11 protein-coding genes are annotated in these 14,471 nt (G+C 64.9%); 4 read left to right on the top strand and 7 right to left on the bottom strand.

Going from position 1 to position 14,471, the window contains the following annotated elements; genetic code table 11:
• The first annotated feature begins 130 nt into the window (after positions 1–130).
• The 3 genes from FHS55_RS08025 (at position 131) to FHS55_RS08015 (ending at position 4,702) form a co-directional block, all read left to right on the top strand.
• The gene (locus FHS55_RS08025) at positions 131–1,195 is read left to right on the top strand and encodes an NAD-dependent epimerase/dehydratase family protein (protein WP_183189160.1); all 1,065 of its coding nucleotides are present in this window, start codon (positions 131–133) and stop codon (positions 1,193–1,195) included.
• 15 nt (positions 1,196–1,210) lie between these two features.
• Entirely contained in the window at positions 1,211–2,962 is a 1,752-nt protein-coding gene (locus FHS55_RS08020) for a thiamine pyrophosphate-binding protein (RefSeq protein WP_183189158.1), read from the top strand.
• A gap of 273 nt (positions 2,963–3,235) precedes the next feature.
• On the top strand, positions 3,236–4,702 hold the full coding sequence (locus FHS55_RS08015; RefSeq protein ID WP_183189157.1) for a lipopolysaccharide biosynthesis protein: 1,467 nt from the start codon (positions 3,236–3,238) through the stop codon (positions 4,700–4,702).
• A 112-nt stretch (positions 4,703–4,814) separates the two neighbouring features.
• Here FHS55_RS08015 and galE read toward each other — a convergent pair whose 3' ends face one another.
• The gene (gene galE / locus FHS55_RS08010; RefSeq protein WP_183189156.1) at positions 4,815–5,828 is read right to left on the bottom strand and encodes a UDP-glucose 4-epimerase GalE; all 1,014 of its coding nucleotides are present in this window, start codon (positions 5,826–5,828) and stop codon (positions 4,815–4,817) included.
• A gap of 299 nt (positions 5,829–6,127) precedes the next feature.
• Here galE and FHS55_RS08005 point away from each other — a divergent pair, with 299 nt between their 5' ends.
• Positions 6,128–7,309: a polysaccharide pyruvyl transferase family protein gene (locus FHS55_RS08005; protein ID WP_183189154.1), complete on the top strand. Its 1,182-nt coding sequence runs from the start codon at positions 6,128–6,130 to the stop codon at positions 7,307–7,309.
• A 150-nt stretch (positions 7,310–7,459) separates the two neighbouring features.
• Here the strand turns inward: FHS55_RS08005 and FHS55_RS08000 are convergent, their stop codons facing one another.
• From FHS55_RS08000 to gmd, 6 genes are all read right to left on the bottom strand, one after another.
• Entirely contained in the window at positions 7,460–8,404 is a 945-nt protein-coding gene (locus tag FHS55_RS08000; RefSeq protein WP_183189153.1) for a glycosyltransferase family 2 protein, read from the bottom strand.
• Between the two features lie 143 nt (positions 8,405–8,547).
• On the bottom strand, positions 8,548–9,828 hold the full coding sequence (locus FHS55_RS07995) for a hypothetical protein (protein WP_183189152.1): 1,281 nt from the start codon (positions 9,826–9,828) through the stop codon (positions 8,548–8,550).
• A 60-nt stretch (positions 9,829–9,888) separates the two neighbouring features.
• Positions 9,889–10,866, bottom strand: a complete 978-nt coding sequence (locus FHS55_RS07990) for a glycosyltransferase family protein (RefSeq protein WP_183189150.1) — start codon at positions 10,864–10,866, stop codon at positions 9,889–9,891.
• A 319-nt stretch (positions 10,867–11,185) separates the two neighbouring features.
• Complete coding sequence (locus FHS55_RS07985) at positions 11,186–12,463, bottom strand: WcaI family glycosyltransferase (protein WP_183189149.1); 1,278 nt, start codon at positions 12,461–12,463, stop codon at positions 11,186–11,188.
• Positions 12,453–13,385: a GDP-L-fucose synthase gene (fcl, locus tag FHS55_RS07980; RefSeq protein WP_343056061.1), complete on the bottom strand. Its 933-nt coding sequence runs from the start codon at positions 13,383–13,385 to the stop codon at positions 12,453–12,455. The genes FHS55_RS07985 and fcl overlap by 11 nt, the downstream gene beginning before the upstream one ends.
• A 2-nt stretch (positions 13,386–13,387) precedes the next feature.
• Positions 13,388–14,458: a GDP-mannose 4,6-dehydratase gene (gene gmd, locus FHS55_RS07975; protein WP_183189148.1), complete on the bottom strand. Its 1,071-nt coding sequence runs from the start codon at positions 14,456–14,458 to the stop codon at positions 13,388–13,390.
• Between the last annotated feature and the right edge of the window lie 13 nt (positions 14,459–14,471).

Below are 14,471 nucleotides of genomic sequence, written 5' to 3'. Positions count from 1 at the left end.
GAGCAGGAACGACGCGTCCCGATGAGGCTCCGCGGTTTCCCGCGCTGGCGCGCCGGCGTGCCATGCTCTAGAAATCCGAATCGATCGCTCGTCCGAGCCTCCGGTTTCTCGACGTTGTCTGGGTGGATTCATGCGCGTCCTGATTCTTGGCGGCACGGGGGCTATGGGCAATCACCTCGTCAAGCTGCTTGACGACCGGGGATTCGAGATCGCCGTCACCTCGCGCAGCCGCGAAGGCAGCAAGGGCCGGGTGCGCTACATCCGGGGGGATGCGCAGGATCCCGCTTTCGTCGGTGAGTTGCTGAAAGAGCGATGGGATTGCGTCGTCGACTTCATGGTCTACACGACGCAGAGCTTTTCCGCGCAGGCGGACCGGTTCCTGTCCTCCACCGCGCAATACGTGTTCCTGAGCTCGGCGCGGGTATTCGCCGGCTCGGACCGTCCCATCACCGAGGATTCGCCGCGCCTTCTCGATGCCTCGACGGACAAGGACTACCTGGCCACGGACGAGTACGCCCTGACCAAGGCGCGCCAGGAAAACCGGCTGATGGATTCCGGCCGCCAGAACTGGACCATCATCCGCCCCTACATCACCTATGGCGAGGAGCGGCTGCAGCTCGGCCATCTCGAAAAGGAGCACTGGCTCTACCGGGCGCTGCACGGGCGGACCATCCTGTTCTCCAGGGACATCTGCGCGCGCCAGTCGACGCTGACCTACGGGCTGGACGTGGCCCGCGCCATGGCCGCGACCATCGGCAACCCGAAGGCGCAGGGGCAGGCCTTCAACATGGCAGGGCGCAACCCGATCCTCTGGAGCGACGTGCTGGACCTCTATGTCGAGGTGCTGGAGACCCATCTCGGCCGCAAACCGAAGGTCGTGCTGCAGAATCTTCCGGACACGCTCGCCTGGTCGCCGGCGCCGGCCCAGGTGCGGTATGACCGGCTCTACAACCGGGTTTTCGACACGGGCAAGATCGACACGCTCATCGACAGCGGTGATTTCGTGACGCCGCGCGAGGGCCTGCGCGATTGCCTGACGGCATTCCTGAAGAGCCCCCGCTTCCTGGCTATCGACTGGCGGCGCGAAGGGGTCAAAGACCGTTTCACGCGTGAGCGCATGAGCTTGAGCGAAGTGTCTGGCATGAAAAATGCAGTAAAATATTCGGTTTGCCGATATATGAGCGCCGGGAACTAGTAGTGGGAGGTGCATATGCGGCATTACACAACCGAGAAGAACGTTCAGGTCATTATCCATCTCCTGAAGAATAGCGGCATAAGGCACGTCATCGCCTCCCCGGGCACCACGAACATGGCTTTCGTGGTGAGCATCCAGAGCGATCCGTTCTTCACCGTCTATTCCTGCGTCGACGAACGCTCGGCGGCCTATATGGCCTGCGGGCTGGCGGCCGAACTGGGCGAGCCGGTCGTCCTGAGCTGCACCGGCGCCACGGCGTCGCGAAACTATGGGCCCGGGCTGACCGAGGCCTATTATCGCAAGCTGCCGGTGCTCGCGATCACCTCGACCCAGATCCAGGCCAAGGTCGGGCATCATGTCGCGCAGATCATCGATCGCAGTTCCATCCCGAACGACATCGCCAAGCTGAGCGTCCAGTTGCCGGTCGTGAAGGATGCCGACGACCTCTGGGACTGTGAGATGAAGGTCAACCAGGCCATCCTGGCGCTCAAGCGCCACGGCGGCGGGCCGGTGCACATCAACCTGCCAACCAACTACGCCCGCACCTTCGACGTGAAGACCCTGCCGGCCTACCGGGTGATCGACCGCATCACCCCCACCGACGTGTTTCCCCCGCTCTCGGGCAAGGTGGCGGTGTTCGTCGGGGCGCACGCGACCTGGTCGCCGGCGGAGACGGACGCGCTGGAGCGTTTCTGCGCCGCCAACAACGCGGTGGTGCTGTGCGACCACACCAGCGGCTATCGCGGCACGCATGGCATCCACTTCGCCCTCGCCGCCGGCCAGGACATGTTCGATCCGGCGGAGATGGCGGCCGACGTCATGATCCATATCGGCGAAATCAGCGGCGACTACGACACGCTGAAGGCCTCGGGCAAGCAGGTCTGGCGCGTCAGCCCGGATGGCGAGATCCGCGATGCCTTCCGCAAGCTGCGCTATGTCTTCGAGATGCCGGAAACCTCGTTCTTCGCGCATTATGCCGAGACGGGTTCCGCTACCGAAAACAGCTATCTCGCCACCTGCCGGGAGAAGCTGCAACAGGTTCGGGCCCATCTCCCGGAACTGCCCTTCTCGAATGCGTGGCTGGCGTCACGGATGGCGCATCGCCTTCCGGAGAACGCGACGATCCATTTCGGCATCCTCAACAGCCTGCGGACCTGGAATTACTTCGACCTGCCGCCGCATGTCACCTCCGCGTCCAATGTCGGCGGTTTCGGCATTGATGGCTGCCTCTCCGCCTTTATCGGGGCCTCGCTTGCGAACAAGGACAAGCTGTATTTCCTGGTGATCGGCGATCTCGCCTTCTTTTACGACATGAACGTGCTCGGCAACCGCCATGTCGGGTCGAATATCCGCATCCTTCTGGTCAATAATGGCAAGGGTACCGAATTCACCCAATATGCCCATCCGGGCTCGGCTCTCGGCGAAGACGCCAATGTTTTCGTGGCCGCGTCCGGCCATTTCGGCACGCAGTCGCGCAGCCTCGTGAAGAACTACGCGCAGAATCTCGGCTTCGACTACATCTCCGCCGAGAGCAAGGAAGGGTTCGAGGCGGTGCACGAGCGCTTCCTCTCGCCGACCGCGTCGGCAAAGCCGCTGCTGTTCGAGGTGTTCACCGATGCCGATCTCGAAAGCGATGCGTTGAAGACCATCAAGAATATCGAGAAGCGACCCAAGGCCGATGCCGTCAAGCATGGCGTCAAGCAGCTGGCCAAGGACATGCTCGGCACGGACGGCGTCAACATGGTCAAGAAGCTGATGGGACGATAGGCCTCGACCGGCGACCCCGTGGTTTTACTTCTGGATTCACCCATGACTTCCGCCTCTGTCTTCGCGCCCGGCAGGGCGACGCATGCAGGCCGCTGGCCGGACCGCCCGGGCACGGGCCTGCCGCGTGCCCGCTGCGCCGCTCAGGGCATTCCCGCGTTCATGCCCCGTCATGTCTGACCCGCAATCTGTGGCACGAGTGCCGGCGCGCCCGGATCGGGCCGGCGCACGCACAGTCCTTCGCCCTCACTGGCGTGGACGGAAAAGAGCAGGCGCATGATCGGACATAAGGTTGCCCTCGGCGCGGCGCTTCTGACCGCCCTGCAACTGGTGGTCAAATTCGTCGACGTGATCTCGCTGGTGATCATGGCGCGCCTGCTGACGCCGGCCGATTTCGGCCTCGTGGCGCTGGCCGCCTCGGTGCTGCTGATCGTCGGGGCGGTGACGGAACTGAGCGTCGGTGACGTGCTGGTCCAGCGCAAGGTCATCGAGCCGGGTGACGTCGACACCGCCTTCACGCTCAACCTGCTGCGCGGCCTGCTGGTGATGTTCATCATCCTGGCCTGCGCCTTTCCGATTGCGGCGCTCTACAACGACCATCGTCTCGCGCTGCTGCTCTGCGCCATGTCGCTCATCCCGTTCGTCAACAGCCTGGCGAGCCCGGCCATGGTGCACTTCCTGCACCGGCTGGAATACCGGCCGACCGCGCAGTTGCAGATCATGGGGCGCCTGGGCGGGCTGGTGATCGCGATCGCTCTCGCCTACGGCACGGGCTCCTACTGGGCGCTGATCGCCAACCAGTTCGTGGCTCAGGTGATCTCCACCTGCTACAGCTACCGTATCGCGCCCTATCGCCCCCGGCTGCGGCTCGAAGGCGCGCGCAGCATCCTGCATTTCGCCGGCTGGATGACCACCTCGCGGATCGTCTCGACCGTCAACCTGCAGTCCGACCGCTTTCTCGTCGGTTATATCCTGGGCAAGGCCCAGCTCGGGCAATACACGGTCGGCAGCGACATCTCCTCGATGACGACCTATGCCTTCGCCACTCCCATCATGCAGACCATGTTCGGCGGCTTCTCGCGCCTGCATGGCGACGCGGAACGCATGCGCGCGGCCTATCTCAAGGGCCAGCAATTGCTGGTCATGGCGGTTCTGCCCTTCGGCTTCGGCATGTCGGCGGTCGCCGACCGGCTGATGCCGCTGCTGCTCGGGCCGAACTGGGATGCCGCCATTTCAGCTGTCGTGTGGATGGCGCCGGTGGCCGCGCTGCAGGTGCTCTACCTGCCGATGCTCTCGCTCGCCATGGCGCTCGCCCAGCCGCGCGTGCTGGTGGTGCGCGAGGTCGCGAATCTCCTCATGCGGCTGCCGGTGACGCTGGTGGGCGCGTGGTATTACGGCTTCTTGGGGGCGATCATCGCCCGCACCGTCAGCGGCTTCGCGATCATCCTGATGACCTTGATGCTCGGGCGCCGCTTCCTGCGCCTCTCCGTGCTGCAGCAGATCGTCAATGCGTGGCGCAGCCTCACCAGCGCGTGCATCATGGCGGGCGCCGTGCTGGCGCTAAAGCTCGGCCTGCCGCCAATGACGGGCAGCCTGGCGCAGGTGGTGGAGCTCGGGCTGATCATCGCCGCCGGCATGCTGGTCTATGTCGCGACGCATCTGGGGCTGTGGTGGCTCGCCGGACGGCCGGATGGCGCCGAACGGTTCCTGTTCGGCATGATCCAGCGGCGCGGCAAGACCTGAGACGGCGGCAAGACCTGAGGCAACGGCAAGACCTGAGGCAACGGCAAGACCTGAGGCAACGGCAAGACCTGAGGCGCGCGCGGCGCCCCTTCCTTGGCGGAGCGGCCCCCGCTCAGGTCGACGACAGGCGGCGGCGGAATTCCTCGACGCCGCGGGGGCTGCGCCAGGCATCGGTGATCATCGAGGCGAGATCCGTGCGCTGCGGCTGCCAACCCAGCTCTTCCACGGCCCGCCGGCTGCCGCAGACCAGCCGTGCCGCGTCGCCGGCCCGCCGCGGGGCTGTCTCGACCGGGATCGCGTGCCCGGTCACCCGCCGCGCCTCCTCGATCACCTCGCGCACGGAGAACCCATGCCCGCTGCCGAGACAGAAGACGCGGCTGCCCCTGCCGGCCTCCAGCCAGCGGAGGCCGAGCACATGCGCCTCCACGAGGTCGCCGACATGGATGTAGTCGCGCACGCAGGTGCCATCCGGCGTGGCATAATCGTCGCCATAGATCTTGAGGGAGGGACGCTGGCCGGTGGCGACCTCGAGGATGATGGGAATGAGATGGGTCTCGGGCCGGTGCCACTCGCCGATCTCGCCGTCCGGGTCCGCGCCCGCCACGTTGAAATAACGGAAGATCACCGCGTTCACGCCATGTGACGCCCCGAAATCGCGCAGCATGTCCTCGATGGCGCGCTTGGAGGCGCCATAGGCGTTGAGCGGGCGCTGCGGCGTATCCTCATCCAGCAGCAGCCCGTCATGGTCGCCATAGGTGGCGCAGGTCGAGGAGAAGACGATGTCGCGGCAACCCGCCGCGACCGCCGCCTCGATCAGGTTGAGCGTGCCCAGCACGTTGGCCCGCCAGTAGCGCCCGGGCTGGCTCATCGATTCGCCCACCTGGCTGAGCGCGGCGAAATGCATGACCGCCACCGGCTGCCAGCGGGCGAACACTTCGTCGAGCCGCGCACGGTCCGCGAGGTCACCCGGCTCGAACGGGCCGAAGCGCACGGCCTCCTCCCATCCCGTGACCAGACTGTCGAATGTCACCGGCACATAGCCGGCCGCCGCCAGCCTCTTGCAGGCATGGGAGCCGATATAGCCGGCGCCCCCGGTGACCAGCACGTTGCGACCCGTCCGTTCCATACACCTCGCTCCCACTGACCCAGCGCCGCCTTATGCGGGGGTCTGCCGGGCTTGGCAATGGTCGCGCGGCAGCGCCCATCGTCCATTCCGGATTGGCTATTCAGCCAAGGCCCGTTCGGGATGGTTCCCTCCCGAAACGTCCACGATCCCACGCCACGTCGCGGACATCCGGGTGCCGAAAATGAAACCGCAGGCGGTGAATGCGGCGGTCCATCGCCCGCGCCACCTATGATCCGCGGACCCGATCCTCTATCCTTCCGGACCCTACCTCCACGCTCAACACGACAGGATCGGGCCCCGTGGCTCAACGCATCGGACTACTGACGCTTCCCCTGAGCATCAATTATGGCGGCATGCTGCAGGCAGTGTCCCTTTACCACCACCTGTCCCGGAGCGGCCATGAGGTCACTCTGCTGGAAAGATCGGCGACGATGAAGCGGGGTCGCCGCACCACCCTCGCTGTCGCCCGAAGCCTGCCGGGCATTCTGTCGCTGAGCCAGACGCTGGAACCCTGGACGGAGCGTGCGTCGTCCGGCGTGGGCGGCCTCATGCGACGGGTCGCGTATTTCAGCCGGGCCGCCGCCCTCGACCGGCGCGCCCTGGCGCACCGCCCGTTCCTGCGTGCCCAGATGCCCCGCACATCCGGCCCGCTCTACAGTTCGGAGGCACTCGCCGCGGCGACAGAGGCTCTTGAATTGGACGCGGTCGTGGTCGGCAGCGATCAGGTCTGGCGCGCCGACTATTTGCCCAATCGCGCGGTCGAGGACTATTTCCTCGGCTTCGCCGCGTCGCCCGGCATCCGCAAGATTTCCTATGCCGCCTCGTTCGGTCGGGGGGATTGGCGGTTCCCGGAAATGACGCCGCGGGTGGCTCCACTCCTCGCGCAGTTCGACGCGGTTTCGGTTCGCGAAATGTCCGGCGTGTCGATCTGCCAGTCCGAATTCGGGCGCTCGGATGCGCGAACCGTGCTCGACCCCACGCTGCTCGTCGACCCCGCGCTGTTCAAGGCCATTGCTGCGCCGCATGTGCAGCGGCGTGGCAAGCTGTTTCTGGAATATCTGCTCGACCCCACGCCCCACACGATCCGCGTGCGGACGGATATCGCCGAGGCGCTCGGGCCGAATCACACGTTCAGCCTGCTGACCGCGGATGCCGGCCGGAAGGTGCGGGATGTGCCGAACTGGCTGCGGGATTTCATGGATGCGGATTACATCCTCACCGATTCCTTCCACGGCACGGTCTTCGCGATCCTGTTCGAGAAGAACTTCGTGTCGATGATGAACCGCGAGCGCGGCGGCGATCGCTTCACCTCGCTGCTCGGCCAATTGGGGCTGATGGACCGCCTGCTCGTCGAGGGCGCCCCGGATCGGGCCCGCGATCTCGCGCGAACGCCGATCGACTACGGCCCTGTGCGGGAAAAGCTCGCCGCGCTGCGGCAATCGTCCGATGCGTTCCTGCGCGAGGCGCTCACGCGCTCCTGAGCCCCATCGCGGCGGAGGCGGCGGTCTTGCCCCTGCCTGCCGGCTTCCGGTGGCGCGCAGGCGCGACGTCCCCCCGGGCCTGGTGAAGCCGGCGCTTCACCAGGCATGCCTGAGCCCATAGGGCCGGGGCCCAACGCGCGTGGCGAATATCTATTCCAACTCGCTGAGGATCTTTTTGATTTTCGCCGAGGACTGGAAATAGTCGATGGTGGAGCGGACGACCAGAACCGGATTCTTCACCAGCAGGCCGAACATGGCGACAAAATCGCGGCGCCGATAGGCGAGGGCGAAGGGCCTTGCCTTCACCTCCGCGCGGAAGTGCCGGATCCGGCGATCCAGCTGGCGCTTTTCCTCGCCGGTCAGGGTCGCGCTGAAGCGGCTGCCCAGCTCGGACAATTCGTTCAGGAACGGCTCGATGCTCGGCGTGGTCCGCGTGTCGGGAGAGGTCGTCCGGGTGAGCCGGCCGATCGGGCTCGTGTAGACGTATCCGGCATAGGGCAGGATGCAGGCGCGTGCCCGCAGGCACAGGAGCCGCGCGTAGAGAACAAAATCCTCCGCGTAGCGAAGATGCTCGTCATAGCGAAGCCCATGCCGGTTGAGAAAGGATCGGCGCAGGATTGGCTTGAGATTTCCCAGGTCCGCCTTGGTCTTCGGCGAGATGAACCTGCCAAAATCGAGCGCTCCGGCAATGTCGACAAGGAAGAACGGACCCGTCTGCCGCTCCGCGATGGCATCGTAGGAGACAATGCCATCGGCGATGAAGTCCGCGACCTCACGACGGCTTAGCAGGGTCTCCAGCCGGTCCGGCAGCCAGAGGTCATCGGCATCCAGCACCGCCACCCATTCGCCGGAGGCGGCGTCCAGCGCCAGGTTGCGCGCCCGCGACGGCCCGCCATTGCGGGCGCAGGACAGCAGCTTCACGCGCGGCTCGGCGCCATAGAAAGACCGCACCAGATCGGCCGTGCCGTCCGTCGAGCAGTCGTCGACAATGAGGATCTCCAGATCGGACATCGTCTGACCGAGGGCACTGTCAATGGCCCGCTGGATCGTCCGCGTGGAGTTATAGGCCGCCACGATCACGCTGACTGAGCACATTCCATTTCCCTCATCGACCGAACCGACGCCCCTGGCACCGCCTCAACAGGCCCACCCTTCATGCGCGGCTTCCACCCATTTCAACCGCCAGGTCTCGGCGAGGCCTCACCTTCGAGGATCCAACCGACGCCTGCCAACCCGCGTTACCTCCGCCGCAAGCCCCCCGGCGCGGCCTGCTTTCTGCGCCCCAGCCACCCCACGAACAGGCTGGCGATCACCGAGAGGATCAGGACATAGACCAACTGCCGGAACACGTTCCGCGTCGGATAGGCGTTGGCGATGACGAACAGGAGGAACACATAGGGCGTAAAGAGAATGTAGAGCACGCCGTTTTTTCGCGAGAGCCGGATCGACAGCCGCACGGTATAGGCAAAGATCCCGAAGAAAACCACGGCGTACGGCCATCCGAACAGGATCACCTCGGCCAGGGCGCTCATCGGCACGAACAGATGAAGCCGGATCTGATCCGATTCGAGGATGTTGTTGAAGCCGTCGATGAAGGAGGGGAAAGGCGACATCGACAGAAGGCTGTACCGATCCGAGAAGTTTCCGCCGATCATCAGGGAATCGCTGGTCACGAAAATTCCCTGGAAGAGATTGAGGCTGTAATCGCTGAGATCGAGCCCTTCCGACAGAGCCCCGCCGAGCATGGTCGGGATGGCGGAGATGCCGAATTCGAGATTGCCTCGGCCCCACAGGGCGGCCCCCAGCTCCATGACAGCCGCGAGGCCGAACACGATGCCCACCAGCAGACGGCCTCGGCGCAGCATGACGATGCCGAGCACGATCGGCACGAACATCAGCATGGCGGAAAGGCGCGACGCCGACGCCGTGGCATAGGCGACCATCCACAGCGCAGGGACGAACCACAGCATTGCCCAACGAAAATTCCGGCCGAACAGGTTGGAGAAGAAGCCGAAAACCGAGACGATCGCGAGGATCGGCGTTGTCGAATGGGCGATCCGCGTGATCGGATTCGAATAGATAAGAGACTCTCCGCCACCAATGAATAGATATCGGTAATTTTTCCACAAAACATCTTTATCTATCGCAATAAAGTCTATTATTATGAAAGATACACAAAATATAAATATGTAATATTGTATACTTCTGGCCGAGTTTATGGAATTCCTGATATCGTCAACGATTTTTGTTATATTCTTTATCTTTATTCCGACAGTCGATAGATAAAACAATATGAAAAACGCAAAATAAAACAGCACTCCTTCTGTCGTGAAATAGAGAAATGACGACGGAAGCCCATCGACAAGTTCCTCGTAGCCAAGCCAGTCCGCCGACCAGAAAACGATCTGGGACAGGATAATATACATCAGAATGAGATGAGCGGACGTCAACAGGCGAATGCGCACCATCAGCTCAGCGAGCATGATCAGTTCGACGAATAGGATCAGATAGAACAGCATCGGATTTCCCTGCCGATCCCGGCATCGCGTCGCGTGCAAGCGCGCGGCAGGAACTGCCTGTCACGCCCCATGCACGCCATCGCCGGGTTCGACGGCTTCCCTCACGATGCGCTCCATCGTCCGGCCGGTCCAGGTATCGTTCGTCTGCACACGCTTGTGCCCTGCTTCGGCGATGCGGGCAATACGGTCCGGGTCGGCCAGCAGGCCGAGACAGATGTCGGCGCACTCGTCGGCCGACGACCAGAACACCGCCTCCTCGCCCTCGCGATACATCTGCAGATGTTCCGAGGTCCGCTCGGCGCACATGAGGATGCCCATCGCGGGGATTTCCGCCGAGCGGGAGGTGTGGAGGTCCTCATTGCCCTTCGACAGCATGGCGATGGCGATGGCGCTGCTGCGCACCGCCGCGGAATATTGTTTCGGGTTGAGATAGCCGGGCAGCACCGCGTGACGGATGGCGTCGTAGTTGCCCGCCTTGTTCCAGCGCGGGCCGATGATCTTCAACGGCACGCCGCGGCGCAGCAGCGTCTCCATGAAGGGGCCCCGCTCGGGAAACCAGGTGCCGACGAAGGACACCGGCGAGCCATAGAGCGCGCGCTCCTCCTCGCTCGGCCGGGCCGGCCGGTGCAGCACCTCATCGGCAAAGAAATTGACCCGAAGAACCCGCCGCGCGCCATGGGAAGGCGCCACGTCGGCGGTGGACTGGCGGGCGGTGACGAACAGGTCGTAATGCGGCAGCGCCGCCAGCAGCGTGCGCCAGCGCCGGCCATCTCGCCCGACAAAGGGATTGTCGCCGTTGAACAGCGCCACCCGCCCGGCTCGTGCGCGCAGGAATTCGACGGCGCCGGGTGGCACGAGTTCGCCATTGTCGACCACGGCGAGATCGAAAAACTGGTCGCCGACGCTGCGGCGGATATGCCGCTCCGCCAGAAAGGCAGTGCCCAGCGCGCCGGAATGCCAGGACCAGCTGTTCAGCAGCCGGTTGCCGCGCAGGACTTCATAGGGATCGACGCCCACCACCGCGTGACCCAGACGCACGAGCGCGTTCCGCATCATGAGCGATATGCCGCCGGCACTTCCAATATACAGAATCCGCATGGCCCGTTCGCGCGTGTCACACCCGACAGAAATCATGCAATGCCGAGGCGACCCAGGCCTTGCGCTCGATATGTCCCGGTCCAGCCGGACCGACGACCCGGTGCCGTTTCAGCGAACACGGGTTCACCGAAAATGCGCCCGGTATTCATCCCGGCGCGTTTTCGCGCCGGACATCCACGTCCCTCGAAAGCTCTCTCGATCCACGAAACGGGAGCACTTTCGAACCACGAAAGCCGATCAAACTCTCGCGGAAAACGCTCTAGCCCCGCGTCAACCGACCGAGCTCCCCGACCAGACCGCCGATAATGGCATCGCGCGCCCAGCGCGTCTCCGCCCGCCGGCGTGCCGCAACGCCCAGGCTGGCGCGGGCCGGCGCATTGTCGAGCAGATCCTCGATCGCGGCTGCGAACGCGGCGCCATCCTCCGGCGGCACCACGATGCCGCAGCCTTCCACCTCGTCCGCAAGGCCGGTTCCGGCCGCCGCCGTCGCCACCACGGGGCGGCCCGAAGCGAGCATGTTGGTCAGCTTGGAGGGCAGCACCAGATCGGCCGCTCCCGCCGCCTGCGGCAGCAGGTGAACGCTGGCGAGGGAGAGCAGGTCGCCGAGCCGCTCCTTGGGCTGCAGGGCGTGGAAGCGGATATTGCCGAGGTCGCCCGCCTGCGCCTCGAGATTGGCCCGGTTGGGGCCCTCGCCGCAGATGACGAAGGTCAGGTCGCGGCGATGGCCGAGCCGGCGCGCGGCTTCCAGCACGATCTCGATGCCCTGCTTGTTGGCGATGTTGCCGGAATAGAGCGCGACATGGGGCGTGGTCACATTCCATTCACCGGAATAGGTCGAGGGCTCCCTACGCGGGGTCACGCTGTCAATGTCCGCCCAGTTGCGGAACTCGACGACGTGGTCCGCCGGCACGCCCTTCTCGCGGCATTTGCGGCACATGGCGGGCGAGATCGAGCTCACGCGATCGAACCAGGAGAGCACGCGGCGCTCGAAGGCCAGCGCCAGCTTCAGCGTCGTGCCGCCCTTCACCAGCCCGGTGGCGATGGCCGCCTCGACCTCGAAATCCTGGATGTGCAGCCAGGAGCGCGCACCGCCCACGGAAGCGGCGAGGCGCGCGACCGGTGCGGCGATCAGCGAGGGCGAGACCTGGATCACCACGTCCGGCCGCATCCGCCGCGCCGCCGCCAGCGCGGGAACGAGGCTCGAAGCGGCAAAGCTGGCATGATGCAGGATGCGGCGCGCCCCGGTGGGCTTGGCCGGCACGTAGTGGGCGACGCGGGTCACATCCACGCCGTTCTCGCGCGTCCGCCGCCGCCAGCCGCTGCGAAAGGCCTCCGGCACGCGCCAGGCGGGGTAATAGGGCTTGCCGGCCACCACCTCGACCACATGGCCGCCGCGCACGAGATGCTCGGCGAGATCGCTGGTATAGACCGCGATGCCGACCATGTCGGGCGCGTAGTTGAGGCCGAGGATGAGGATTCGCAGCGCGCGCGGAGCGGCGGGCGCCCCCGCGCCGGGGACGGTCGGTTCAGGCGGCATGGGCCTTGAACCACTCATAGGTCTCCGTCAGGCCCTGCTTCAGGCCGATACGCGGCGCCCAGCCGAGCGCGCGCAGCTTGTCCGCGCTCATCAGCTTGCGCGGCGTGCCGTCCGGCTTGGTGAGGTCATGCACGATCTCGCCTTCGAAGCCGACCACCTCGCAGACGAGGCGGGTCAGTTCGAGAATGGTGACGTCCTCGCCGGAGCCGACATTCACGTGCTCGTAGCCGGAATAGTTCTTGAGCAGGAACACCAGCGCGTCGGCACAGTCGTCGCAGTGCAGGAACTCGCGGCGCGGCGTGCCGGTGCCCCAGACCACGACTTCCCGGTCGCCACGCAGCTTCGCCTCATGCGCCTTGCGGATCAGCGCCGGCATCACATGGCTGGAATTGAGGTCGAAATTGTCGCCCGGCCCGTAGAGATTGGTCGGCATGGCGCTGATGTAGTCGTGCCCGTGCTGGCGGCGATAGGCCTGCGCCAGCTTGATGCCGGCGATCTTGGCGATGGCGTACCACTCATTGGTCGGCTCAAGCGGGCCGGTGAGCAGCGAATCCTCGACGATCGGCTGGTCCGCGAATTTCGGATAGATGCAGGAGGAGCCGAGGAAGAGCAGCTTGCCGACGCCGACATTATGCGCGGCGGCAATGAGGTTCGCCTCGATCATCAGGTTGTCGTAGAGAAAATCGGCGGGAAACGTGTCGTTGGCGAGAATGCCGCCGACCTTGGCCGCGGCGATCACCACCACGTCCGGCCGCGCCCGCGCCATGAAGGCCTCGACCGCCGCCTGGTTCTTCAGGTCCGCTTCCGCGCGGGTGGCGGTGATGACCTCGCAGCCCTCCGCGGCGAGGCGGCGCACCACCGCCGAGCCGACCATGCCGCGATGCCCGGCCACGAAGACCTTCTTGCCGGCCAGATCGTACACGATCAGGCCTCCTTCATGATGGTCGAAGTCTGCATGACCCGGAGGTCCTCGACCACCATCTCGCGGCAGAGTTCGCGCACGGACGTGTCGTGCTTCCAGCCGAGCTTCTCGTGCGCCTTGCGCGGGTCGCCGATCAGCAGGTCCACCTCGGTCGGGCGGAAATAGCGCGGGTCGACCTCGACCAGAAGCCGGCCAGTGGCGGCGTCATAGCCCTTCTCGTCGACGCCGCTGCCGCGCCATTCCAGCGTGATGCCGACATCCTCGAACGCCCAGCTCACGAACTGGCGCACTTCCGTCGTCTCGCCGGTGGCGAGCACGAAATCCTCGGGCACGTCCTGCTGCAGGATGAGCCACATGCCGCGCACATATTCGCGGGCATGGCCCCAGTCGCGCTTGGCGTCGAGATTGCCGAGATAGAGCTTTTCCTGCTTGCCCAGCTTGATGGCGGCGGCGGCGCGGGTGATCTTGCGGGTGACGAAGGTCTCGCCGCGCAGCGGGCTCTCATGGTTGAACAGGATGCCGTTGGCGGCATACAGGCCATAGGCCTCGCGGTAGTTCACCACGATCCAGTAGGCATAGAGCTTGGCGGCCGCATAGGGCGAGCGCGGATAGAACGGGGTCGTCTCCGACTGCGGCACTTCCTGCACGAGGCCGTAGAGCTCGGAGGTCGAGGCCTGGTAGAAGCGCGTCTTCTTCTCAAGGCCGAGAATGCGGATCGCCTCCAGCAGCCGCAGGGTGCCGATGCCGTCGGCATTGGCGGTGTATTCCGGCGTCTCGAACGACACCTGCACATGCGACTGCGCGGCGAGATTGTAGATCTCGTCGGGCTGCGTCTCCTGCACGATGCGGATCAGATTGGTCGCATCGGTCATGTCGCCGTAGTGAAGGATGAAGCGCGGATCCGTCTCGTGCGGATCCTGATAGATATTCTCGATGCGTCCGGTGTTGAAGGAAGACGAACGCCGCTTCACGCCGTGGACCAGATAGCCCTTGTCGATCAGAAGCTGCGCAAGATAGGCGCCATCCTGCCCGGTGACGCCGGTGATCAGGGCAACCTTACGGGTCGAAGTCATCTTTGTACGCAGT

The sequence above is a fragment of the Ancylobacter tetraedralis genome, from assembly GCF_014195655.1.
Lineage (GTDB): Bacteria > Pseudomonadota > Alphaproteobacteria > Rhizobiales > Xanthobacteraceae > Ancylobacter > Ancylobacter tetraedralis.
This window is presented reverse-complemented; position numbering and strand designations above follow the sequence as displayed.

Excerpts from the sequence above, each read along its gene's own strand:
- FHS55_RS08025 (WP_183189160.1), top strand. The coding sequence starts at position 131 with ATGCGCGTCCTGATTCTTGGCGGCACGGGGGCTATGGGCAATCACCTC.
- FHS55_RS08020 (WP_183189158.1), top strand. The coding sequence starts at position 1,211 with ATGCGGCATTACACAACCGAGAAGAACGTTCAGGTCATTATCCATCTC.
- FHS55_RS08015 (WP_183189157.1), top strand. The coding sequence starts at position 3,236 with ATGATCGGACATAAGGTTGCCCTCGGCGCGGCGCTTCTGACCGCCCTG.
- galE (WP_183189156.1), bottom strand. The coding sequence starts at position 5,828 with ATGGAACGGACGGGTCGCAACGTGCTGGTCACCGGGGGCGCCGGCTAT.
- FHS55_RS08000 (WP_183189153.1), bottom strand. The coding sequence starts at position 8,404 with ATGTGCTCAGTCAGCGTGATCGTGGCGGCCTATAACTCCACGCGGACG.
- FHS55_RS07995 (WP_183189152.1), bottom strand. The coding sequence starts at position 9,828 with ATGCTGTTCTATCTGATCCTATTCGTCGAACTGATCATGCTCGCTGAG.
- FHS55_RS07985 (WP_183189149.1), bottom strand. The coding sequence starts at position 12,463 with ATGCCGCCTGAACCGACCGTCCCCGGCGCGGGGGCGCCCGCCGCTCCG.
- gmd (WP_183189148.1), bottom strand. The coding sequence starts at position 14,458 with ATGACTTCGACCCGTAAGGTTGCCCTGATCACCGGCGTCACCGGGCAG.